This is a genomic window from Tatumella terrea, assembly GCF_039523755.1.
Taxonomy (GTDB): Bacteria; Pseudomonadota; Gammaproteobacteria; order Enterobacterales; family Enterobacteriaceae; genus Tatumella; species Tatumella terrea.
Genome location: NZ_BAAAFX010000002.1, coordinates 102,493 through 126,761 on the forward strand (window position 1 = coordinate 102,493; position 24,269 = coordinate 126,761).

Sequence of the window (24,269 nt, forward strand, 5' to 3'; positions counted from 1 at the left end):
GGGTGAAAATGGTACTTATCTCAATCTTATGCAGGGTGTTATGAGTTTTTTTCCTCGGAGAAGATCTGTTTTACCCGGTGTTTGTTCACTTCCCTGAGTAGTTTTTTGCTGAAAAGCGAAAAGGAAGTCTGACTAAGGAATTAAAAATGAAAAAAGGCAAAAAGGTTAGTCTTGCCTGGCAAATACTGATTGCGCTGATTTTAGGTATTGTAGCGGGTACCGTTTTGCATAATCAGCCTGAACACCGTGACTGGTTAATCCTCAATATCCTGAAACCGGCCGGTGATATATTTATTCATCTGATTAAGATGATTGTTGTGCCGATCGTGATCTCTTCGCTGATTATTGGTATTGCCGGGGTCGGTGATGCTAAAAAGCTGGGCCGGATCGGCGTCAAAACTATCCTCTATTTTGAGATAATCACCACGATCGCCATTATCCTGGGGATTACGCTGGCGAATGTGTTCCATCCGGGAGCGGGCATTGATATGTCCACGCTGACCACTACGGACATCTCTAAATACGAGGCGACCACGCAACAGGTAGAGAGTGGCCCACACAGTCTGGTCAGTACTATCTTATCCATTATCCCGCAGAACATTTTTGTATCGCTGGTGAATGGCGATATGCTGGCCATTATTTTCTTCTCTGTACTGTTTGGTATGGGGCTGTCTGCGCTGCCTGCGGAACAACGTGATCCGCTGGTCTCCGTGTTCCGTGGTGTCTCAGAAACCATGTTCAAAGTGACGCATATGATCATGCGTTATGCACCGATCGGTGTGTTTGCCCTGATCACCGTCACGCTGGCGAACTTTGGTTTTGCCTCACTGCTTCCGCTGGCGAAACTGGTCGGTCTGGTGTATGCGGCGATTTTACTGTTCGCCTTCGTGGTACTGGGGATTGTCGCCAGAATTTGCGGGCTGCGTATTATCACCATTATGCGCATCCTGAAAGATGAACTGATCCTCGCCTACTCAACCTCCAGTTCAGAGACCGTCTTGCCACGGATCATGGAAAAGATGGAGGCCTATGGTGCCCCGAAGTCAATTACCAGCTTTGTGGTACCGACAGGGTATTCCTTTAACCTCGATGGTTCGACGCTGTATCAGAGTATTGCCGCCATCTTTATCGCGCAGTTGTACGGTATCGACTTATCGCTGACCAGCGAAATTGTCCTGGTCCTGACATTGATGGTGACCTCGAAAGGGATTGCCGGTGTGCCAGGCGTCTCCTTTGTGGTGCTGCTGGCGACTCTGGGCAGTGTCGGTATCCCGCTCGAGGGGCTGGCCTTTATTGCCGGGGTTGACCGTATTATGGATATGGCTCGTACCGCACTCAATGTCGTGGGGAATGCGCTGGCCGTCTTAGTCATTTCCCGCTGGGAAGGGCAGTTCGATACGGCGAAAGCCTTAGCCTATGAGCAAAAAATGAAGACGCATCAACTGGCTAACGACTAAGTACGATGTGTTGACCCTGCTCTCTGCCCGGCGCTGCCGGTGCAGAGAGCCGCTTTTCTGAATTTCCCCCGCGTTGATCTCCCTGCTGAACGGCACTTTTCCCTCTGCGATGCATGTTTTATGATGCGGGCTGTCCTGATCTCATTCCGGAGTCATTATGACCCTCAACCTGAACGCCCTGATTACGGAAGGTCGTAATCCTGCCAGTGAAAATATTGACCAGCTATCGACCGAAGAGATGCTGGCCGTGATCAACCGGGAAGATAAAAAAGTCGCACTGGCCGTGGAGGCCATATTGCCGCAGATTGCCCGGGCCGTTGATGCCATTACACAGGCATTCTCCCGTGGGGGACGGTTAATTTATTGCGGTGCCGGGACGTCAGGCCGGTTAGGTATTCTTGATGCAAGTGAGTGCCCGCCAACTTTCGGGACCCCGCACGAACAGGTGGTGGGACTGATTGCGGGCGGGAAAACCGCTATCCTGAAAGCGGTAGAGAATGCGGAAGATAACGACGGGCAGGGTCGCGCAGATTTAGAAGCTATCCGTTTTACTGCCAGTGATATTCTGGTGGGTATCGCCGCCAGCGGCAGAACACCTTATGTTCTCGGGGCCATGGCGTATGCGACCGGCTGTGGCGCGACAACCGTGGCATTGAGCTGTAATCCTGACAGCGAGATGGCAGCGCGGGCAGATATCGCTCTGACGCCGGTGGTGGGGCCGGAAGTCGTGACCGGCTCGTCACGAATGAAAGCCGGCACGGCACAGAAGCTGGTCCTGAATATGCTGACCACCGGCGCGATGATCCGCAGGGGAAAGGTATTCGGTAACCTGATGGTGGATGTCGAGGCGACAAATGCCAAACTGGTCAGACGGCAGGTCAACATTGTCATGCAGGCCACTGATTGCAGCGAATCAGAAGCGAAGCAGGCACTCACTGACTGTCATGGTCATTGCAAAACCGCCATCCTGATGATCCTCGCCGGTCTGACAGCAGCGCAGGCGGCAGAGCTGCTGGTAACCCATCAGGGATTTATACGCCCCGCACTGATGGCGGCGGCCGGAAAATAGTGAGATTCCCCGCCGCACTGATGGCGGCGACAGTAAAACACTGAGATTCCCCGCCGCACTGATGGCGGCGGCCGGAAAACAGTGAGATTCCCCGCCATATTGATGGCGGCGACAGTAAACACTGAGATTTACCACCACACTAACCGGCAAAAGGAACTGGCGGTAAGTGACTATTCACTTTCACCTCTTATTACTTGTCATATCCTGAGGGTCTCCGGCTGCCGGATAAAAAGCTGTTCATTTTAAATGTAAATGATTATTCTTATCATAAAGAAAATCATTTATTCTATCGGCCGCGCAAAGGGCAGTATCCGCATAAGCCGGGAATACGCCGTTCATTACTCTGGAGATACTTACAACATGATGACTCATCAGACGTTTTTCCGTCCTCTGGTGCTGGTGGCAGCACTGTTTTCAGCGGGCAGCTTTGCTTCTCAACCGGCATCAACCCTGCATCAGCCGGTCGGAAAAGGACTCTATGAACTGGTCTATAACCAGACAGGTAATTCGCTCTACGTTTCAGGTGCTCAGGGACGTGACGAACCGGGCGGCGTAGTTTACCGGCTTGACCCGCAGGATTTAAAAACGACCCAAACCCTGAAAAGCCCGTATAAACCTTTTGGTATGGCACTGGATGCACGCACCGGCATCCTCTACCTCGGTAACAGCCGCGAAAGCTCTCTGACCTCCATCGATACCCGCAGTGGCGAGCAACTGAAACACCTGGTGCTGGATAGCCGTCAGCGCAGCGACACGGTCAGACCGCTGCAGATCCGTGAAATCGCGATTGATCCGGAGAATGACCGTCTTTATATCCCGGGCGTGGGGGCGGACAGTGTGGTCTGGGTGGTTGATGCGAAGAACCTGACACTGCTGAATACCATTGAACATACCGGAAAACTGGGGGCAGGTGTTGCTCTGGACAGTGCCCATCATACGCTCTACATCTCTAATGGTGACGGGGAACTGGTCGTGATTAACACGACGACTCAGCGTATTGAAAAGAAAGTGAAGCTCGTGGAAAAAGGCGACAGTGCGCTGCTGAACATTGCGTCAGATCCGGTGGGACATCGTCTGTTTATTTCTGATTATAAGCAACCCGGGGTGCTGGTGGTGGATACCCGTACCGATAAAGTGATCAATAAAATCAATGTCCCGGAATCACTGTCTGTTCTGTATAACCCGCAGCGTCATCAGCTGTATGTGACTCACCGTCAGGCCGGGACGGTCAGTATTATCAATACCCAAAATTACCAGTTGGAACAGACCGTGAAAGCCCCGGGACTGCCTAACAGTCTGGCGCTGTCCGCCGACGGTAAGAGCGTTTTTGTCACCGTGAAACAGCCGGCTTCCCGTGAGAAACCGGCAACGGCCCCGGATGAAGTGATGCGCATTACGCTGTAATCGCCTGAACAGGGGGCGGGTCCCCCTGTTTTTCCTCTCAGGATGCCGCCCCCTCCCCGAACAACACCGACAGTTTCCCGCCTTTCTCACTCAGCTTATCGAGTTTTTTCACATTAACTTTATCCAGCTTACCCAACTGACCGAGCGTCGGTGAGTCCGGGGAGGCTGTCGTGTGTTCCGATCCGCTGGCATTCACCAATGCATTGGCGGCCCGGGCAAGGTAGGCGGCATAACCGGCTTTGGTTTTCAGCGCACCTAAGGTCACCGGCTGATGATGGCGTAGCCAGTCACCTAAGTAAAATTCCAGGAACGGCGGGGCATTCTCCGGTTTCTTATACGCGACAGCGCGGAGAAAATAGACCACGGAGCGGTAAGTATCGTCCGCCATAAATTTCATGCCAACCTGTGCCGGTAAATCCGCGGGCTTAACAGGCTTTCCTGCCGGATCGTTCAGCCAGGCCTGGTTATGCTGTTCCATCCATTGCCAGAAGGCCGCCATATCCGGTAGCTGACTGAGATCGTTGGTGATTCGGACACTGAAGGTAAAGTTCTTATCCCCTGCAATATCACGGAAAATACTGATCGTATGATGCCCGTCGGTGAGATAGATCTGATGATCCGGGGCAATAACCGCACTCTTCACCGCATCCGGGTGAGTGCCATACGGCGACTGGCAGGTGAAACTGTCGGGGCGGGTGATCGCCGAGTGAGCGTTGTATTGACTGACGCGGCCTGCTCCATTGTTCTCACAAAACTCAGTAAATAATCTGCCAGGGTCGGCTTTATCAACGGCAATTTTATAATGTATTTCATCATAACCGACGGCGGGCTGGGTAGGATGGATCTCATTAACCGGAAGTTGTTTTATCGTGTTCCCGGCCGCCATGCTTTGTACGGACAGGACGCTGGTCAGCAGTCCTGACAGACAGACGAAGATGACTCGATTCATTCGGAGGTCCTCAGTAAAAACGCAGGATGATAAACGGGTAACCGCCGGGGAATATCAGCGGTATGAAAGCATTACTCTTTTCACTCTCTCCTGGCCTGGCCGGCCGCCGGGATTATGACACTTTACTGAGCAGGTTTTTATGATGATATGGCGAAATGTGCGCGATACGACGTTAACCGCGTCTCCGTCCCCCGGGGGAACGGAGACGCGGCCTGCCGTTATTCTGCGGCGTCCTGCATCATTTCATCATGCGGTTTGTTCTGCAGGATCTGTTCAAAACTCCGCAGACGTTTATAGATAGACATCAGCTCTACCAGTGTTGACCAGGAATTGATCAGATACTGGAATGAAGATCGCACCTGGTCAAAGACATTAGAAACCTGGTTCATGATCCCGAGCGTTATGGTCCCGGCAACAATGGACGGGAACAGCACAAACAGCCCGAACACATTATCGACCTGCAGATACAGAATACGGGTGATATTAAAATACAGGTAATGGAAGTAGAGCCGGAAGTAATTGTAGCGGACCTGGCTGAACAGCTCATGGACGGTTGGCGGCGTCGCCCGGTCGGCATGGTCTTCCCCGTAGACCAGTTCTTTACGATAGGCCGCTTCCACCCGTTGGTTACGGAATTCCAGCCCCGGTAATTTAATCCCCACCAGAGCCAGTAAACCGGTGCCGAACAGCGACCACAGCAGGGCAATGATGACCAGTGCATACGGGATATTGCCAAGGAACGGGATATCTTTGACGTAGTGTGACAGACCCACCAGCACCGGCAGGAAAGCGATAAGCGTCATAATGGCCTGGATAAAGCTGACGCCCCAGCTTTCAAGTGTGCTGGCAAAACGCATGGTATCTTCCTGCACACGCTGAGCGGCACCTTCGACCTGGCGCAGATGCTGCCAGTTAGCAATGTAATAGTTGTTCATTGCGGTACGCCAGCGAAACACCCAGTGACTGATAAAGAAGGAGTTCATCACGCCGATCACCACCGCCACGAGGGCGATCCCCAGGAAGGCAATCACCTGATCATAAAACACGGTAATCGGCACCGAGCCTGCCTTGGTCAGTGCTTTCTGGATCAAATCACCGAAAGGGCCATACCAGGCATTGATAGCCACACCGACCTGAACGCCAAACCAGGTTGAAAAGATGATCAGTGCCGAGCCCCAGACTGACCAGAGCTGCCAGGGGTGGTTATCAATAGCGCGCCAGACCAGGGCAAAGAGTGCAGTGGCTATCCAGAAATAGAGATAGAACCAGACCTGGCTGAGATGCACGAAGCGAAAAACGGTATTCGGGAGCGGGCTGGCCGCCGCCTTCGCCAGCGCGGGGAAATGCATTAGCGCAGTTTCACCGAACAGGAACCAGCAGACGATGGTGATCAGACTCCAGATAGCTGCACTGGTGAAAAAGGGACCCGGTCGGGGAAAGAAACATTTAAACATAACCACTCCATTATTAGTCTCATCCTGTTATAGCGCGAAACCCTGTTAACTGTCTGTTGGGGGATGTTTCTGACAGTGACAAACAGGATGGCCTGTCACCGCTGATGTAAAACATACCCACCCGTTATGTTAAAAAAATACAAAATTAATGTTTTGATCTACTGGAGCTTATGAATAACGAGTGTAGAATGTCTAAACTTGTTACCGGTAACACTAATTAGTAACCGTTATTGATAATTTCAAAACATCACTAAAATTTTAACATTTCATGCTGCATTATATGCGGTACTGAGGCAATGTCATGTCAGAACATAAGAATGGTCAATCACGCAGGGATTTTTTGTTAAGAACAATTACTCTTGCGCCGGCGATGGCAGTGGGAAGCACAGCCATTGGTTCACTTGCATTAAGTCCTGCCGCGCAGGCGGCTGAGAGTGCCGCAAACGGGCAGCACTCTCCCCGCGACTATCAACCCGGCTGGTTTACCGCGGAAGAATATGCATTTATCAAAGCGGCGGTCGCTCACCTGATTCCGGCGGATGATCGTGGCCCGGGCGCCCTGGAAGCCGGCGTCCCGGAATACATCGACCGTCAGATGAATACCCCGTATGCCACCGGGGCTAACTGGTATATGCAGGGCCCGTTTGCGCCGGACGCGCCGAAAGAACTGGGGTATCAGTTACCGCTGGTGCCGCGCCAGATCTATCGTCTGGGTCTGGCGGATGCGGACGCCTACAGTCAGCAACAGCACCAGAAAGTCTTTGCCGAATTAACCGCAGACCAGCAGATCAGCCTGCTGAAAGCCTTTGAAAGCGGGCAGGCAGAATTCAGCCACCTGCCAAGTAAGCTCTTTTTCTCCTACCTGTTACAAAACACCCGTGAAGGATTCTTCAGTGACCCTATCCATGGCGGTAATCAGGGAATGACGGGCTGGAAACTGATTGGTTTCCCGGGCGCCCGTGCTGATTTTATGGACTGGGTAGAACGCGGAGAACATTATCCCTTCCCGCCGGTATCAATTCGTGGAGAAAGAGCGTAATCATGGCGAACGAAATGAAAAAAACAGATGTCGTTATTGTCGGTTTCGGCTGGGCCGGGGCGATTATGGCGAAAGAACTGACCGAAGCCGGACTGAATGTGGTCGCGCTGGAACGTGGCCCGCAGCGGGATACCTATCCGGACGGTGCGTATCCGCAGTCCATCGATGAACTGACGTATAATGTGCGTAAGAAACTGTTCCAGGATCTGTCGAAGAGCACCGTCACCGTCCGGCATAACGCCTCGCAGACCGCCTTGCCTTACCGTCAGTTAAATGCGTTCCTGCCTGGAACCGGTACCGGAGGCGCGGGGCTGCACTGGTCGGGGGTTCATTTCCGTGTCGATCCGGCGGAATTACGTCTGCGCAGCCATTATGAAGAGCGTTACGGTAAAAACTTTATTCCGGACGGGATGACGATTCAGGATTTCGGTGTCAGCTACGATGAACTGGAACCGTTTTTCGATAAAGCCGAGAAAGTGTTCGGTACTTCGGGTAACGCCTGGACCATCAAAGGTCAGGTGGTGGGGAAAGGAAAAGGGGGAAACCCATTTGCCCCGGATCGTTCAGATGACTTCCCGCTGAAAGCACAGAAACGGACCTATTCCGCCCAGCTGTTTGCGGCCGCCGCCGAGTCGGTGGGGTATCATCCTTATGATATGCCGTCGGCCAATACCTCAGGCCCGTATACCAACACCTATGGCGCGCAGATGGGCCCATGCAACTTCTGTGGTTATTGCAGTGGCTACGCCTGTTATATGTATTCAAAAGCCTCGCCTAACGTCAACATTTTACCGGCCCTGCGTCAGGAACCTAAGTTTGAGTTACGTAATGACTCTTATGTCTTACGCGTCAATCTGACCGACGATAAGAAAAAAGCGACCGGGGTGACTTACCTGGATGCCAGCGGCCGTGAACAAATCCAGCCGGCGGATCTGGTGATCCTGTCAGCGTTCCAGTTCCATAACGTTCACCTGATGCTCCTGTCAGGGATCGGCAAGCCGTATAACCCGATCACTAATGAAGGGGTCGTGGGTCGTAATTTTGCCTATCAGAATATTTCTACGCTGAAAGCGCTGTTTGATAAAAACACCACCACTAACCCGTTTATCGGCGCGGGCGGTGCGGGTGTGGCGGTAGATGATTTTAATGCAGATAACTTTGACCATGCGCCTTATGGTTTTGTCGGCGGTTCCCCGCTATGGGTAAACCAGGCGGGCACTAAGCCGATTTCCGGGTTACCGACCCCGACGGGAACGCCGGCCTGGGGCAGTGAATGGAAAGCGGCGGTTGCGGATACTTACACGCATCACGTCTCGATGGATGCTCATGGCGCGCACCAGTCGTACCGGGTGAACTATCTGGATCTTGATCCGAATTATAAAGATGCCTACGGACAACCTTTGCTGCGCATGACGTTCGACTGGCAGGAGAATGACATCAAAATGTCACAGTTTATGGTCGCTAAAATGCACAACATCGCCAGCGCCATGAATCCTAAACTGATTATGGGTGGCCCGAAAACGCCGGGTACGCATTTTGATACCACGGTGTATCAGACGACCCATATGAATGGCGGAGCGATTATGGGTGAAGACCCGAAAACCAGCGCCATTAACCGTTATCTGCAGAGCTGGGATGTGCCGAATGTCTTTGTCCCGGGCGCGTCAGCCTTTCCTCAGGGGTTGGGTTATAACCCGACAGGAATGGTTGCTGCACTGACTTACTGGTCGGCGAAAGCGATCCGCGAAGTCTATCTGAAAAATCCGGGTCCGTTGGTACAGGCATAAGAGGCACAGACGATGAAAAAAAGACTATTAGCGCTGGTGCTGAGTTCGCTGGCCTTTTCTGCCATGGCTGCCGGGGAAAGCGGACAGGACCTGGTGAAACGCGGTGAGTATCTGGCACGGGCCGGGGACTGTACGGCATGCCATACGAGCGAAGGCGGTCAGCCTTTTGCCGGTGGTCTGCCGATGAAGACACCGATCGGCACGATTTATTCCAGCAATATTACGCCGGATAAGACGTACGGTATCGGTAACTACACCTATGATGATTTCCAGAAAGCTGTGCGTCAGGGGATTGCGAAAAACGGTGAGACGCTCTATCCCGCGATGCCTTACCCGTCCTATGCGGTGGTGAGCGATGATGATATGCATGCTCTGTACGCCTATTTTATGCAGGGTGTCCAGCCGGTGAGTGAACCGGACAAGGCGAGTGATATCCCCTGGCCACTCTCTATGCGCTGGCCACTGGCCATCTGGCGGCATATGTTTGCACCTGACGTCAAACCTGCCGTCGCAGCAGCGGGTGAAGACCCGGAGCTAGCCCGCGGGCGTTATCTGGTGGAAGGACTGGGGCACTGTGGTGCCTGCCATACCCCACGGGCCATCACCATGCAGGAAAAAGCGCTGAATAACAGTGACGGTAATCTCTTCCTGTCGGGCAGCAGTTCCCCGATTGATGGCTGGGATGCCAGTGATTTACGCGGAGATAACCGTGAAGGCCTGGGCCGCTGGAGTACCGACGATATTGCTCAGTTCCTGCGTTATGGCCGCAATGATCATACCGCGGCCTTCGGCGGGATGACCGACGTGGTACAGCACAGTCTGCAATATATGAGTAATGGCGATATTCAGGCGATAGCCCGTTATCTGAAGTCTCTCAGCCCGCAGGATCCTAAGCAGCCGGCATTCACTGCGGATGATTCGGTCTCCCGGGCGCTCCTGAAGGGCGATGACTCTATGACCGGGGCCGCTTCCTATGTGGACAGCTGTGCCGCCTGCCATAAAACAGATGGGACCGGCTATCAGCGTTTCTACCCGGCCCTGAAAGGGAACCCGGTGGTATTAGCGAAGGATCCGACATCGCTTATTCATATCATTCTTACCGGAGATACGCTGCCGGGTGTACAGGGTGCCCCTTCGGCCATCACTATGCCAGCGTTCGGCTGGCGTCTGAATGATCAGAAAGTCGCGGATGTGGTTAACTTTATCCGTAGCAGCTGGGGGAATAATGCCTCTTCCGGCGTGACGGCAAGCCAGGTGGCAGATATCAGGAACTCGGAATTTGTCCGCGGCCATCAGGGCGGGGCGACGATCAAAGACCTGGAAAAACAACAGTAACTTCGCGGTAAGAGAGTGAAGAAAAAACGGGTGGCAGCGATGCCGCCCGTTTTTTATGGGGAATGTTATGCCATCCCTGTCAGATATTTTCCAGGTCCAGCCCGCGGGTTTTCGGTCCGAACAGACCCACAGAGAGCATTACCATCAGCATGCTGAGGATAATAAAGAGGATGACGCCCTGGCTGCCGGCGTAGGCCAGAATAGAACCTATCATGACACTACTGAAAACGGTTGATAAGCGGCTGAAGGAGTAGCAGAATCCGACCGCACGTGCGCGGATATGGGTAGGGAAAATCTCGGTCTGGTAAGAGTGGTAGCTGAAAGTCAGCCAGGCATTGGAATAGGTGATCATAAATCCGCAAAGGATCAGCAGTACCGGCTGAGTTACCAGCGCAAACAGTGTGCCGAAGACAACCGTCATCAGTGAAGAGATAACGATCTGCCACTTATTTTCTATTTTGTCGGCATAGCGACTGCACAGTAACGACCCCAGCGGGTAAGCCAGAGTAATAAAGAAAGAGTAAAGCAGGCTATGGGTCAGCGTAGTGCCTTTGCCGGAAAGCAGGGCCGGTAGCCAGTTGCCGAAACCGAAGAAGCCAATCGACTGGAAGAAGTTCATCACCACCAGCATCAGGGTCCTTTTACGCCATTGCGGGGCCCAGATCTCGCGGAATTTCCCCTGAACCGGGGCTTTTACGCCGGAAGTGTCCACCCGGAAGTCGGTGACCGGAGTCATTCCGCAACGTTTTTCCATGTCACTGAGTACCTGATGAGCCTCCTGATAGCGTCCCTGCTGTGCCAGCCAGCGGGCCGATTCCGGCAGGTTACGCCGGATGCTCCAGATAATCAGCGAACAGACGGCCCCGGCAATGATGACCCACCGCCAGCCTTCCAGTGTCAGAAGAGTTTGCGGAATAAGCCACCAGGACATGATGGCCACGACAGGGACAGAAAGAAACTGGATAAAGAAAGAGAAAGCAAAAGCCCGGCTGCGTAAATGTGCCGGCATCCATTCCGAGAGATAGGTATCAATCGTGACCAGTTCGACCCCCAGACCCACCCCGACCAGAAAACGGCAAAGAATGATGCCTTCTGCACTGTTCTGAAAGGCCATCAGCAGAGAAAACACCCCGTACCAGGCAAGTGCACACATAAAGGTCAGCCGGCGGCCAAATCTGTCTGCATATTTGGCCAGTAAACTGGCACCGAAAAATAAACCGAGGAAGGTGACCGAAGCGAAAGCTGCCTGATCAGAAATACCAAAAACACCTTCATTCCCCGTATGAAATATCTTAGCTGCCAGTAAACCTGAACTAATATATCCTGTTTCAAAGAGATCGTAGAGTTCAAAGAATCCGCCGAGGGCTAACAGAGAAATAAAACACCAGAGGCTTTTACTTGCCGGTAATGCATCAATGCGTCCGGCGATTGTCGTATTATTTCGATTGGGAGTAGCAGATATCTCTGCTGTAATACAAGACGATGACATAAATAACTTAACCCCGGGCTTACTGTATTTGCAATTCTGCTGATCCACAATTTTTATTGGAAAGGTAAGATAAGCAGTGAACGAGAATGCAGAATAGTCGAAGGAAATAAAAAAGACGAGGGTAAATTTTTAGTCATTAACCGTAATAATAGCGGGGGATGTTCCGCGAAATATTTTCCCGCGGAACAATACCGTTAATAATAATAACGGAGAGCGGAATTAATCAGAAACTATATCCGACCACCGCATAGTAGCCCCATCCGGTATTTCGGGTAGAAAAATCACCCTGACCAAAGTTAAGGGTTGATCCATCGGCCCACTGTCCGCCGTTATGGAAGTAACGGGCGACCAGAGAGTAATGCCAGTGATCATAGGACAGAGACAGGATATGGCTGGAGGCGATAGAGTTACCGGTACGCACAGGGCCAGCTTTCTCACCCAGATCAGAATCCCAGTCTACGTTAGTAAAACCAATATAGGCGAGGTTGCCGCCCCACAGGGTGGTCAGTGGTAACATATATTTAATTTTAAAACGGTAACCGTCCCAGCTATTTTCATTGGCGGCACCGTAGTTCTGCCATTGATATTTAGCGTAAACGTTCATGGATAATGCCAGTTTTGTGCCGGTATCAATATCGGTCCCCAGCCCCATATACCAGGTGTTCTGGCGGTTAGCATTATTCGGGCCCATATCGTAAATATAGTTATTGGCAAAATACCATTCTTTAAAAGGACCAAAGCCCAGGTCAGTGCCGGTCAGCTTATCAATCGAGAAGCGGGGTTCAATTTCCATAAACATGGGTGAACCTTTGTGTCTGTCCCAGATCCCGTTGTCATTCCCGTTTCCGGTCCCGAAGAATTTCGGTAAATCGAGGTACCCATAAAAATCAAACCAGTCTTTATGAGCAAAGGCTTCATATTCCAGGTAGAGATCATTATTTAACTGAGGTCCGAAACGGGTGTGATAACTGCCAACGACATTCACACTCTGATGCCACCAGTCAGAGACATACTCCGGGGAGGAGTCTGCCGCATAGGTATGGCCCGCCACAGAGCCTGCCAGAAGTGTTGCTGCCATCATTATTTTATATTTCATTTTATAGCCACCATTTGCTGAACACTGAAAGAGCGCATCTGAAGACAGACGCAAAGAAAATGGAGTCAAACCAGATGCATAAGACAGATAAACCGTTGCGTATCCGGAATGATCATGCCGGATATCATACGACAGGAAAGGGAGAATCCTCACAATTGTTATAATCTGTTTCATTTTTTAGCAAAACTAATGTGATCCAGATCATATTAGTATCATTTTTCTTAAGTCTGATGAGGTGGCCTGCGGGAATAGTTTGCCAGAAAACGCTATTTGCCGCGGGCGGGAGCCGGAGACGGATCCGCGGGAAAGCCTCCCGGGAATGCCTTAAAAGTGAACGCGGAGAAATGACTTCCCGGAAATATACATAACAAAGTATGATGATTTACTCCTGGCAGCGTCGATCAGAGGTTGTCGCCGGAAATAAAAACCTACGGGGAAGATTATGGCCGCAAGACAGCATCATTATCGTGTGACAGTTCGCTGGACGGGAAACCGTGGCGAAGGAACATCGTCTTATCAGGCCTATGGGCGTGAAGGGGAGTTGCAGGCTGAAGGGCGACAGCCGATTGCACTGAGTGCAGACCCTGCTTTCCGGGGCGACTATACCCGCTGGAATCCTGAACAGCTCCTGCTGGCATCGGTCTCTGCCTGCCATAAATTATGGTATCTGCATTTATGTGCAGATGCCGGTATCGTGGTGGAAGAGTATCAGGATGAGGCCGAAGGGACGATGGTGGAAGGGGTGAAAGGCCATTTTACCGGCATCATACTCAAGCCGCGTATCCGCCTGCAGAATGATCATGACAGGGATCGGGCCACGGCCCTCCATCACAACGCGCATGATGCCTGTTTTATCGCAAATTCGGTTAATTTCCCGGTGGAATGCCGGCCGGAATTTGTGACCAGCGGCGGGTAACGCCTTCCAGCACCGGACGACCGGTAACAGGATAACGAATGCAACAGGGTGAAAACCTGCAGGCGATGTATATTTTTGCCCGGGTGGTGGAACAACAAAGCTTCAGTCTGGCCGCGGGGTTACTGGGCGTATCCACCGCCACCGTCAGCCGTGAAATCGCCGCACTTGAAAACCGCCTGGCGATGAAATTATTGCACCGTACCACCCGCAAGGTGACCGTCACCGAATGCGGCCTGCTTTATTACCGCTATTGTGAAAGCCTTAGCCGGCAGGTGTCAGCGGCGGATGATTTTATTCACCGCATGCACAGTCAGCCGGCGGGTCAGGTCAGGCTGGTGGCTCCGGTCACTTACGGGTGTCAATGCATCGTCCCGCTACTGCAACCCTTTATGCAGCAAAATATTCATGTGCGTGTCGATCTTGACCTGAGCGACAGAGAACCGGATATGATGCATGATGATATTGATGTGGCGATCGTGGTTCGTCAGCGGCCCCCGGATCAGGGGATATCGCAGCCGCTCTCGGTGATCCATTGGGGACTGTATGCCGCGGAGAGTTATCTGGACAGGCACCCCGGGCTGACGTCACCGGAACAGCTTGGTCGTCACCAGCTACTCACCTTCCACGGACCGGCCCATCAGGCGGCCCTCAGTTTCCGGAAAGAAAAAAAACGCATAGAAGTGAATGCGGTCAGCCGGTTTCGTGCCAATAACAGCATGGCCTTACTTACCGCGGCCTGCGCCGGGGCGGGCATTGCCTGTCTGCCTTCCTATATGGTCCATCAGGCCCTGGCAGAGGGCACCTTACGTCCGGTATTACCTGACTGGCAGCTACCCGGTTATCGCAGCTACCTGCTGCGTAAGATGCAGGATACGCTCTCTTCGCCGGTTACACGGTTATGTGATTTACTGACAGAAAAACTCAGAGACGCCTGATTATTACACCTGCGTAATAATCAGGGAGCAGCCGGTAAATATCTTCCGGCTGCTATGTTTTCCCGCGGCCAGGCATTACGCTTTCTTTTTCTCTCAGCAAAGCAGGTGATTGAAATGGCAGATAACTCTGGGAATATTTCAGAAGAAAACCCCCACTGGCAACGTAATCTCTGGGTTTGTACTCTGGGGTCATTCAGCACATTGATTGCCATGAGTCTGCTGCTGCCTTTTCTTCCCCTTTATCTGCAGTCCTTAGGTGTTAAAGGCACGAGCAGTATTGCCCACTGGTCTGCCGTGGCCTACGGGGCAACCTTTCTGACGGCGGCCCTGACGGCACCGTTATGGGGACGGCTGGCAGATATCTATGGCCGTAAACTAATGCTGATCAGGGCCAGTCTGGGGATGGCTATTGCCATGTCACTGATGGGGATGGCAACAGCGCCGTGGCAGCTGGTCGCTTTACGCTTACTGGCCGGCTTACTGGGGGGTTATGCTTCCGGTTCAATGATTCTGGTGGCAGCACAAACCCCGAAAAAGAAAACAGGGTATGCCATCGGTATTCTGTCCGGCGGGATCATGGCCGGCAATATTGTCGGTCCGCTGGCCGGAGGCGTGCTTCCCGGTCTTATCGGGATCCGCGAAACTTTCCTGCTGACCGGGGGGATTATTTTTCTGGCTTTTCTGGGCACGCTGTTCTTTCTTAAAGAGGAACGCCAGCCGGCCAGACATTCCCCGTCGTCGTCTGCGGTACGACAACCGGCCCCTGTGGCGGTGAAGGTGATGTGGGTCTCTGCGATGTTACTGATTTTCGCCACGATGTCTGTCGAACCGATTATTACCCTGTATGTTGCCAGCCTGATGTCTGATCTGACGCAGGCGACGTTGTTTACCGGCATTATCATGGCATCCACAGCCTTAGGCAGCATTATCTCCGCTCCGCGTATCGGCGCACTGGCTGACCGGACAGGCCACTGGCGTGTGCTGTGCGTCGGTTTACTGGTCTGTGGTGTTTTACTGATCCCGCAGGCCTTTGTAACCGCGGTCTGGCAGTTGCTGGTATTACGTTTCCTGATGGGGCTGGCGTTAGGCGGGATGTTACCCTGTATCACGGCGATTATCCGGCATCATGCACCGGCCGGACACACCGGTCGCTTACTCGGGTATTCCACCTCGGCACAATATATCGGGCAGGTTTGCGGACCGCTGTTTGGCGGAGTGGTGGCTGGTCAGGCCGGGATGCCGGCAGTTTTCCTTGGCACGGCGATAATCATGCTGTCAGCCGCAGGGATCAACCGGGTCTGGTACAGGAAAATGGCATAAAAGAAGACCCCGGCGGACGCCGGGGCCGGAAACACTCAGGCCTCTGCACGGACCTGCGGGGTGATCATGCGACGCAATAACGGGATAAGCACGGCGATCACGACAGCGGTAATCACCGAACCCCAGCCCAGCAGATTAAAGATATGGCTGTAGCCCGGGTTGGTGGCGACAGGCGTTGTGTTACTGTTATCCGGCATCATGCCAGAGAAATAGTCTGCCAGTACCGAGGCCACTCCGGTCACCATCATCCAGCTACCCATCATCAATCCCTGATGCTGTTTCGGCGCCAGTTTCCCGATCATGGCATAGCCAATCGGCGAGATCAGCAGTTCACCGATACTCTGCAGAATATAACTGATGACTATCCATTTGAAGGCCATCAGACCATTACTGCCCGCCAGTGAGATCCCTACCGGTAAGACCAGCATGCCGAGACCGATAAACACCAGTGAAGAGGCGAACTGCATCGGAATATCAATCCGGTAACCTTTTTTACGCAGGTGGTTAAAGTACATCGCCATTAACGGACCACCGATCACAATGACGATGGTATTAATATTCTGGATCCACTGCGGGGCAACCTGCCAGCCATACACATTCAGGTCGATATTATGTTCGGAGAACAGCATCAGACCCATAGGTGCCAGCTGATAGAGTGACCAGAAGACCAGAGAACCCAGCATCAGGATCAGGTAGGCACCCATACGTGAACGTTCATCTGCCACCGGGTGTTTCAGTGTCATCAGGCACAGCAGGATAAAGATCAGGCTACCGATAGCGATAACAAAATAGCTACTGATGGCGGCATAGGTCAGCATCACACGAATGATCGGTAGCAGCACAAGCAGGATTGCAATCCCGGCCACCAGACGCTGACGGTAGGTCGACGGGCTGACCTGAGTCAGCGGCGTGTTTTTATCTTTCAGGTGACCCCAGAACATGAACGCTGCGATGATAGCGATGATGTTGCCCAGAGAAGCAAACATAAACAGAGCTTTATAATTTTCGCTAAGCTGGTAATAACCCGCGACAGTAAACCCGATAAAAAAGCCCAGGTTCATCCCGGCATAATTCCACAGGAAAGCGCTTTCACGGCGGTCATCTTCCGGTGCGAAACGCTGAGTCAGCATCATATTGAGGCAGGTAACATTCAGCCCGCTTCCGGTCAGGAACATGGCGAGTCCCCAATAGAGCCCGGTGACTCCGGCGCTGGCAATCAGGTAACAACCGATAACCTGCAATACCATCCCGAGGACAAACAGGTTACGGTTACTCAGATAGCGCCCGCCCAGGTATCCGCCAAACAGGTGGAGCCCATAGTTAAACGCGCCAAATACGCCCATGATGGCATTCGCTGAATCTTCGCTGAAGCCCAGTTTTTTGGTGGCGTACAGTACCAGTGTGGAATAAAGCACGGCAAAGCCGAGTGTGGAAAAGGTCTGGATGAAAAACAGAATGGCTGAGCCACTGATTTTCTCCGGTGTGGTTTTGACTGAAGCGTTCAACGCTTTCCCCTTATTATGCGGATGTTGTGTAAATCTCTGACCGACACCGTCGTCGCGATGCATTGGCGTTTTGTCAGGATTGTTAAAAAATGCCATCTTTCTGTAAAACTAACAACTGTTAAATCTGATTATTTATGCATTAAATCCGGTCTGATGTTCAAAAAGCCCTTGCCTGAGACGGTTATTGATAAATAACCAGAATAAAATTCCGCTGATTTTTCCTCCGTTTTTTATGCAGGGCGTCAGGGCCAGGCGTGACGATACCGGACGTCGGGGGCGAAAGTTTCTGCCTGAAGAAGATGAAAAAATTTAATTGTTTTTACCTATCTGAATGATGTTTTTGATAGTTTACTCCTCGAATAAAGGGCGAGGACCCGGCCAATTCAGCGTTATACTTTCCTGAGTAAACAAAGAGTTGAGTCTTTCATCTATGCCTGGCATGCCGTGCTGGAGATTCTGACCGCTAACCATTTTCATCTCAGGTGTGTTATGTCCCCTTTACAGCTTGCTAATTTTTCAATCAATTTTGTTTTCCAGCCGATGTTTGGTAAAACCGGAGAGTTGCTAGCGGTTGAATGTTTATCGAGGATCACCGCCAACCACCAGGGGACAGCAATCTCTCCGGAATTTTTTTTCCGGAACGTCACACCTGCGATGAGCATTGACATACTTAAAGCACAGATTGCTTTGATTGAGTCTTACCGTGACTGGTTTATCCGCCACAATGTGATTGTGACGGTGAATATCGATGATAAGTCACTGGACTTTGTGAATGCACATTACCTGTCAGAAGGTCGCTCCTTTGCCGGTTTCATCCATTTTGAAGTGAATGAGTCTTCAGACAGTCTGGTGCCTGAGCCAAACCATACTCCGGTATTCCATAAGCAGCGGACATTCTGGCTGGATGATTTTGGTTCCGGGCTTTCCGGATTCTCAGCTTTTTTCGATAATCAATTTCGCTATATCAAAATAGACCGATTTTTGTTCTGGAACTTTATGAGTAAGCCTGGCGGAAGCCAGTTGATGGGAGCGTTACTGAACTTCTTTTCATTAAATAATTGTAATGTTGTCGTCGAAGGTATCGAAACCGATCAGCATGAAAAATGGCTGTCTGAAATGCCTTATTATGCGTTACAAGGGAAGCTCTGGAAGGAGCTGACCATTGAAGAGTTGTGCTGTGCCGCCTGATACCGCAGTGTTATGTCGTCTGTGGCGCCACAGGCGGTGGAGCCCTGTCTGCTATGCCATAAAGAGAGCAAGCCTTGTGAACATTTCCCTATTTTTATATGTTATTTTACAGGTTCTCTTAAGTAAGAAGGCTTATCTGCTATGGCTGGTGTTAATACTGATCTGCGGACGCTCAGAAATGATCGTTTTGAACTGGTCGCTATCCTGCGTACTCTGCTGAAAGAAAAACATCGTTTGAGCCTCAGTTCGGAAGAGGGACACGATTTCGAATTGTTACGTGTTGAATCCAGCCGTGTTTATCTGAGCCTGCCACAGGCTGACTTTACGTTACCCGCAACACTTGAGCTCAGTGCAGAAGGGCGTGAAGCAAAAATTATTTTTACCCTGAATGCCGTGCGTGAGGAACAGACCGCCGCGGGGACGATACTGACCGGTGACCTCGGTGATGAGTTTAATTATTTTCAACGGCGCATTAACCTGCGGGTGCCACTGCCACTCTGGAAGAATTTTACCCTGACGTTGCCGTTATCAGGATTCAGTGCCCCCCAGCCGTTCATCATCTATGACTTTTCGGTGGGCGGATTAGGCGTCTATACCCCGAATCCGTTGTCACAAAAAATCAAAGTCGGGTCGGTATTTAAGAAAGCATTATTGTCACTGGGTGAATACGGTGAATTTAAAGCCAATATAGAGATCATCGCCCTCAACGAACTGGAAGAAGAACTGCCGGAATATCCGGGATATCAGCAACGTATGTCGGTCAGGTTTACCAATCTGTCACTGATAAATCAGCGTAACTTCCAGAAAATTGCGTATGCGTTTGAAGTTAACTTCAAGCGTAAGCGATAACACAGTCCTGACTTCCTTCCTGTGGCCGGCGTTTTCTTCGGTACTCTTACACCCTGCTGATTCACGATATTCCGCGTGGTTCCTGTCTCAGATGACAGGCTGCGAACGGCCCCGTTACGGGGCCGCGGAAAGGCTTATTTGAACGTAATATTGACGGTGGCAGTGGTACTGAAGGTGCCTACCGTTGGCGTATTGGTAAGCCATTTCAGATATGCGTTGTAACCCACCGGGATGGTTGTCGTAGAGCTGCTGGTAATGGCGGTGGTGGTAAAGGGATTCACCTGACCAAAGACAATCGGTGTACTGGTATTACTCTGAGTCGTCAGATAAATGCCGATGCCGGGTTTGGTGGACGGGATAAGCAGTGTGGAATCACTGGTACTCACATCATTACTGCTGAAACTGGCCACCAGCTGCTGACCGACACAGCCACCGCCAGCGACATTCGCGGTAACCGTAAAGGGTATGGTTTTGGCTATTTTTCCGACCGCAGAGGTTTCACGCATTACACTACCGAAATTAATATTCGACGGCGAAATGGTGACGGTCGGAGTACACTGTATTACATTGATATTATTGAAGTTGGTCAGGTTGGCGACATAGTTACTGTTGGGGGTGCTGTTAATGCCTAACTCACCATCCACCTGGAAAACTCTGGCCGTACCGATATCAGTAAAGCTGGTCGGCGGGGCAACCCCGGTCGCTTTCAGATAAATAGAGAAGGTAAAACTGATGGTCAGCGGTCTGGCTTGCCCGTAACGACTGTAATACTGAGAATCAGCCACCGTTCCCCGCCCGACATCCAGTGCTTTGGAGGCGACCGCGGTATTGATCGAATCATAATCTTTACCGTTAATTGTCACCCCGACACTCAGGGATGAGTTTACTTTACTCAGGTCGCCCTGAGGGTTCCAGTAGAGCCAGGCATCTTCCCCCTGGGGGTGGCTTTGCATATCCCAGCAGGTAAAAGTGGCGGTATAGGTGGAGGAACGCCACAGTACTCTGCCAGCGGTGAAGTCGGATTTAGCGAACGAGACCGAACCAATGGGAAAGTTTTGTGAAATAGAGCCGGTCGGTGAAGGCGTTCCGGCATTACTGCCCTGACGGCAGGAAAGCGCGTAGCTTTGCTGGCTGACGAAGATCGCGCAGAGCACCAGCAGAGAGCCCAATAGTTTTTTTAGGGTGTGCAATGTCATTGCCTGGCTCCTCAGGGGCGTTGGCAGGTCAGTGTAATTTCCTGATATCCGATCGTTTTGGTCTGTTTAGCCAGATTATCGGGAATGAGTAATGAACATTTATCTGTCGGGCCTTCACCCCATTTGACGGTCAGTTTCTCTCCGGAGGCAACACCGGAAACAAAGAGATCACCATTCGTACCCACCGTACCACTATTGCGTCCCTGAGCGTTAAAGACTCCGGCACCAATCTGCGGATAGCTGTGATCCGGCAGGGAAGAGTGGATCAACAGGCTGTGGCCATAGAAGGTATTAAAGTTAACCCGTACAATGGCTTTCTGCGTCGGGACGGTCTGGATGATCGATTGCGGGATATCCAGTCCCGGGCGCATATCTTCGGTATTCAGTGCGATAGTATTGTATCTGTACGGCGTCACGTTATTGATAATGGCGTAACCAAAACGGTCAATTTTAACGCCCGGCGCATTCAGAATGCCGACGCCTTCAGCGTTTTTCGCTTTGACAATAGCAAAGGTATCTCCCAGCGGTTGCGACAGCGTGACGCCGCCGGAGTGAACCACAACCCCGCCACTGGCACCCAATGAAGTCTGGGTATAATTGTTACTGTAGCTATAGCTACCGTTAAGATTACCCATACTGCCCTGATAACCCATGTTAGCGCCGCTGTTTTGTCCGCCGGATTCGGTATGTCCGGTGCTGACGCCGTAGCTCAGACGGTTATCATCCAGCAAGGTTCCGGAAACGCCGGTGTTATAACTGTCACCCGATTTCTGATCATGGGCCAGCTGAGTGGTAGAGACAATCACGTTGTTATGGTTGTTCCAGACCAGCGGGATAGAAAGCGTCATGTTGACGCTGTTGTCCGAATAACCGTACTGGGATCGGGTCGATTGCCAGTAGACACCATAGCTGACACCCTTCCAGGAGTTTGAGTACCCCAATTGCACGGTGCGGGTTTTCTCGCTGGTGCCCCAGTAACGTTGCTGGTTAGCGTTGATGTAGACACTGCCATAACCTTTAAGGTTCTGGTTAATCGACAGTTCCATGCGCTCACGTTTGTTGGCATAGATGTTCGAGTAATAGGTAGCGTTGTTAGTCTGAGCCCAGCCGGGGGTACCGATAGCCGTATCATTCGGGTCGATATAGTCGCTTTCGTACTGTCCGTCTCTCCAGTCGCGTCGTTCCTGCACGGCATCACTGAAATCATAATATCCGGAGGTCGAATACCGGTAACCGGCCAGCCTGAAATCGGTCCCCATGCTATCCAGTGATTTAGCATACAGAATACGATAGCTTTGACCTTGTTTAGTATCACCAGAGGCCAGATTGGTTTTGGCATAACTGCCATCCAGGGAGACGGCCCCCAGGTTTCCGAGGCCGGTTCCCATGCCCATCACGGCCGACTGATAGTTATCAGCGACGATGACGCCACCGTAAGGGGTCAGGTTATGGCTGATCCCGCGGGCCACGGTGCCCTGAATAAATTGCGGCTGATATCCACTGATGCCATCGTGATAGCGACCGGCGGTGACTTCATAATTCCACAGTCCGTCACGCAACATATTGGTGACAGACGAATAGGCCACGGTAAAGTTTTTCTGTGTCCCGTCGGCTTCCGTCACGGTGACATACAACGTACCGCTGGTATTCGGGTAGAGATCATGGATTGCAAACGGGCCCGGTGGCACCGTTGTACTGTAGACCAGATAACCGTTCTGACGGATAGTCACCCGCGCATTGGAGGAGGCCACCCCACGGACGACAGGCGCATAGTTACGCATACTGTCCGGAAGCATGTCATCAACACTACTGAGTTTTACGCCGCGAAACTGGATGCTATCAAAAACACTGTTGCTGGTGGAGGACTGCCCTATCAGCAACCGGCTACGCATGGCGATAATATCGGTCTCTGCCCAGCTGGAGATATTATTCCAGTGGGAACCGCTGACATTATCGTGGGTATAGTTACCGTTCTGACGTAAACGCCAGCGTCCCAGGTTAATTCCGTTATTCAGCGACAAGAAACTGTACTCACTGTCTTCAGAGGAGTAGTTTCCATGATAATTATTTTTATCATAGTTCGCTGTGTAATTAATAAAACCGGCATTCACCCCCTGATCCCAGATACGGGTCGGGATGGTTCCTAACGGCACGGTTTTCAGATGGGTTTGCGGGACGGTCAGATCGATACGCTGTTGGGTAATATCCGGGTCAACCTTACCGTCGGGGATATATTTCCTGAGGTCGACGCATTGCTGACCCGCCAGGGGGGCCGGCAGAATAATGCCATAGCCGTATAGCTGCTCAGTACTGAAACAGGGACGGACACCGTCCGGTGAACGAATAAAGGTCACCGGCAGGCTATCGACTTTCTGTGAATTAAGGTAAATATCAAACGGATAGGTGCCAGGCTGAATACTGTCACCGACCGATACCTCGCGTGCAGAATTGAGGTTAGCCGCACCATGAACAAATTGCATATTAAACTCTTCAGCGCTTGCGCCTGACACTGCCAGCAGACCCGGTAATGCAACGACAAGCGTCAGAGTGTAATTTGTCTTTTTTTTCATGGTAAGCCGTTTCCGAAGTCTATTTATTTTACCGGAAAGTCATTCACTTCAGAGGTACCACCAAAATCATTGACATAACTGAATGAGACGGTAGATCCGATCTGAGTATTTGCCGGAAGAGTGAACGTTCTGTCAGAAAATGGCGATACCATATCCAGATAAATATCCTGAGTGCTGCCCTTTTTCAGGTGCAGGCGGTTCAATGAGATATACATCGGACCTTTATTGGTCACCACTAATTTATTCCCGGTTTGTTTCCACACCAGTTTCAGGACTTCCTTATCCAGCGTCGTATTCAGCCCCTGTGGGCGATAAAAAAGTTTTAAACGACTGTGGACTGCAATTTGCAAGGTATTTGCTTCTTTTGCCGCGGGAGGAATTTCCTGAAGATTAATCCAGAATAATGACTCGCGGTCTGCCGGTAATCCATGACCGGCATAAATAAAGCGGAGTGTCGCTTCTTTACCCGCATCAATACGCATGATGGGTGGGATCACCTGCATCGGAATCGTTGCGGTACTGCTACGATCTTCATTTTCCAGCCAGCTTTGCAACATGTAATTCTGGTCGCTCTCGTTTTTCAAAGAGAGTGAAGCAGAACTGCTGTCTGAATTATAAATGACTCTGGTAGCTTCCAGTTGTATTGCTGCAAACGATGAGACTGAAAACAGCTGGATCAGTGCAAAAAAGATAAATTTCTTCATCATTACT

The 24,269-nt window shown here is 51.5% G+C and carries 19 protein-coding genes; 11 read left to right on the top strand and 8 right to left on the bottom strand.

Annotated features, from left to right (window positions below; genetic code table 11):
- The first annotated feature begins 146 nt into the window (after positions 1-146).
- The 3 genes from gltP to yncE all read left to right on the top strand — a co-directional run bounded on the left by gltP (position 147) and on the right by yncE (position 3,930).
- Positions 147-1,457 (top strand): glutamate/aspartate:proton symporter GltP, encoded by a 1,311-nt coding sequence (gltP, locus tag ABD035_RS00530; protein ID WP_212714104.1) that lies wholly within the window; start codon positions 147-149, stop codon positions 1,455-1,457.
- 157 nt (positions 1,458-1,614) lie between these two features.
- Positions 1,615-2,526, top strand: a complete 912-nt coding sequence (gene murQ, locus ABD035_RS00535; RefSeq protein WP_343866825.1) for an N-acetylmuramic acid 6-phosphate etherase — start codon at positions 1,615-1,617, stop codon at positions 2,524-2,526.
- 360 nt (positions 2,527-2,886) lie between these two features.
- The gene (gene yncE, locus ABD035_RS00540; RefSeq protein WP_343866828.1) at positions 2,887-3,930 is read left to right on the top strand and encodes a 7-bladed beta-propeller protein YncE; all 1,044 of its coding nucleotides are present in this window, start codon (positions 2,887-2,889) and stop codon (positions 3,928-3,930) included.
- 37 nt (positions 3,931-3,967) lie between these two features.
- Here the strand turns inward: yncE and ABD035_RS00545 are convergent, their stop codons facing one another.
- A complete protein-coding gene (locus ABD035_RS00545) occupies positions 3,968-4,879 on the bottom strand; it encodes a ParB/Srx family N-terminal domain-containing protein (RefSeq protein ID WP_343866830.1) in 912 nt (303 codons plus the stop codon).
- A gap of 218 nt (positions 4,880-5,097) precedes the next feature.
- On the bottom strand, positions 5,098-6,333 hold the full coding sequence (gene sbmA, locus ABD035_RS00550) for a peptide antibiotic transporter SbmA (protein WP_343866832.1): 1,236 nt from the start codon (positions 6,331-6,333) through the stop codon (positions 5,098-5,100).
- Positions 6,334-6,634: 301 nt separating this feature from the next.
- Here sbmA and ABD035_RS00555 point away from each other — a divergent pair, with 301 nt between their 5' ends.
- The 3 genes from ABD035_RS00555 to ABD035_RS00565 are packed head-to-tail and all read left to right on the top strand — an operon-like array spanning position 6,635 to position 10,494.
- The gene (locus tag ABD035_RS00555) at positions 6,635-7,372 is read left to right on the top strand and encodes a gluconate 2-dehydrogenase subunit 3 family protein (RefSeq protein ID WP_343866834.1); all 738 of its coding nucleotides are present in this window, start codon (positions 6,635-6,637) and stop codon (positions 7,370-7,372) included.
- Between the two features lie 2 nt (positions 7,373-7,374).
- On the top strand, positions 7,375-9,159 hold the full coding sequence (locus ABD035_RS00560) for a GMC family oxidoreductase (protein WP_212714110.1): 1,785 nt from the start codon (positions 7,375-7,377) through the stop codon (positions 9,157-9,159).
- 12 nt (positions 9,160-9,171) lie between these two features.
- Positions 9,172-10,494 (top strand): c-type cytochrome, encoded by a 1,323-nt coding sequence (locus ABD035_RS00565; protein ID WP_343866838.1) that lies wholly within the window; start codon positions 9,172-9,174, stop codon positions 10,492-10,494.
- Between the two features lie 79 nt (positions 10,495-10,573).
- Here the strand turns inward: ABD035_RS00565 and ABD035_RS00570 are convergent, their stop codons facing one another.
- Both ABD035_RS00570 and ABD035_RS00575 read right to left on the bottom strand, forming a co-directional pair.
- Positions 10,574-11,983, bottom strand: a complete 1,410-nt coding sequence (locus ABD035_RS00570; protein WP_343866840.1) for an MFS transporter — start codon at positions 11,981-11,983, stop codon at positions 10,574-10,576.
- 223 nt (positions 11,984-12,206) lie between these two features.
- A complete protein-coding gene (locus ABD035_RS00575) occupies positions 12,207-13,079 on the bottom strand; it encodes a nucleoside-specific channel-forming protein Tsx (protein ID WP_212714113.1) in 873 nt (290 codons plus the stop codon).
- Between the two features lie 442 nt (positions 13,080-13,521).
- Here ABD035_RS00575 and ABD035_RS00580 point away from each other — a divergent pair, with 442 nt between their 5' ends.
- The 3 genes from ABD035_RS00580 (at position 13,522) to ABD035_RS00590 (ending at position 16,250) form a co-directional block, all read left to right on the top strand.
- On the top strand, positions 13,522-13,995 hold the full coding sequence (locus tag ABD035_RS00580) for an OsmC family protein (RefSeq protein ID WP_343866843.1): 474 nt from the start codon (positions 13,522-13,524) through the stop codon (positions 13,993-13,995).
- A 38-nt stretch (positions 13,996-14,033) separates the two neighbouring features.
- A complete protein-coding gene (locus ABD035_RS00585; RefSeq protein WP_212714115.1) occupies positions 14,034-14,930 on the top strand; it encodes a LysR family transcriptional regulator in 897 nt (298 codons plus the stop codon).
- 114 nt (positions 14,931-15,044) lie between these two features.
- Positions 15,045-16,250 (top strand): MFS transporter, encoded by a 1,206-nt coding sequence (locus tag ABD035_RS00590; RefSeq protein WP_343866846.1) that lies wholly within the window; start codon positions 15,045-15,047, stop codon positions 16,248-16,250.
- Positions 16,251-16,285: 35 nt separating this feature from the next.
- On the opposite strand, the gene ABD035_RS00595 is transcribed toward ABD035_RS00590, so the two are convergent.
- Positions 16,286-17,851, bottom strand: coding sequence for a peptide MFS transporter (locus ABD035_RS00595; protein WP_343866848.1), 1,566 nt, complete (start codon positions 17,849-17,851; stop codon positions 16,286-16,288).
- Positions 17,852-18,244: 393 nt separating this feature from the next.
- On the opposite strand from ABD035_RS00595, the gene ABD035_RS00600 reads away from it, so the two are divergent.
- Both ABD035_RS00600 and ABD035_RS00605 read left to right on the top strand, forming a co-directional pair.
- A complete protein-coding gene (locus ABD035_RS00600) occupies positions 18,245-18,943 on the top strand; it encodes an EAL domain-containing protein (protein WP_343866850.1) in 699 nt (232 codons plus the stop codon).
- A gap of 141 nt (positions 18,944-19,084) precedes the next feature.
- The gene (locus ABD035_RS00605) at positions 19,085-19,792 is read left to right on the top strand and encodes a PilZ domain-containing protein (protein WP_212714119.1); all 708 of its coding nucleotides are present in this window, start codon (positions 19,085-19,087) and stop codon (positions 19,790-19,792) included.
- Between the two features lie 134 nt (positions 19,793-19,926).
- Here the strand turns inward: ABD035_RS00605 and ABD035_RS00610 are convergent, their stop codons facing one another.
- From ABD035_RS00610 to ABD035_RS00620, 3 genes are read right to left on the bottom strand one after another with little or no spacing between them, the layout of a single operon-like run.
- Entirely contained in the window at positions 19,927-20,988 is a 1,062-nt protein-coding gene (locus ABD035_RS00610; protein ID WP_212714120.1) for a fimbrial protein, read from the bottom strand.
- Positions 20,989-20,999: 11 nt separating this feature from the next.
- The gene (locus tag ABD035_RS00615) at positions 21,000-23,558 is read right to left on the bottom strand and encodes a fimbria/pilus outer membrane usher protein (RefSeq protein ID WP_343866853.1); all 2,559 of its coding nucleotides are present in this window, start codon (positions 23,556-23,558) and stop codon (positions 21,000-21,002) included.
- A gap of 23 nt (positions 23,559-23,581) precedes the next feature.
- The gene (locus ABD035_RS00620) at positions 23,582-24,265 is read right to left on the bottom strand and encodes a fimbrial biogenesis chaperone (RefSeq protein WP_343866855.1); all 684 of its coding nucleotides are present in this window, start codon (positions 24,263-24,265) and stop codon (positions 23,582-23,584) included.
- Positions 24,266-24,269 lie beyond the last annotated feature (4 nt).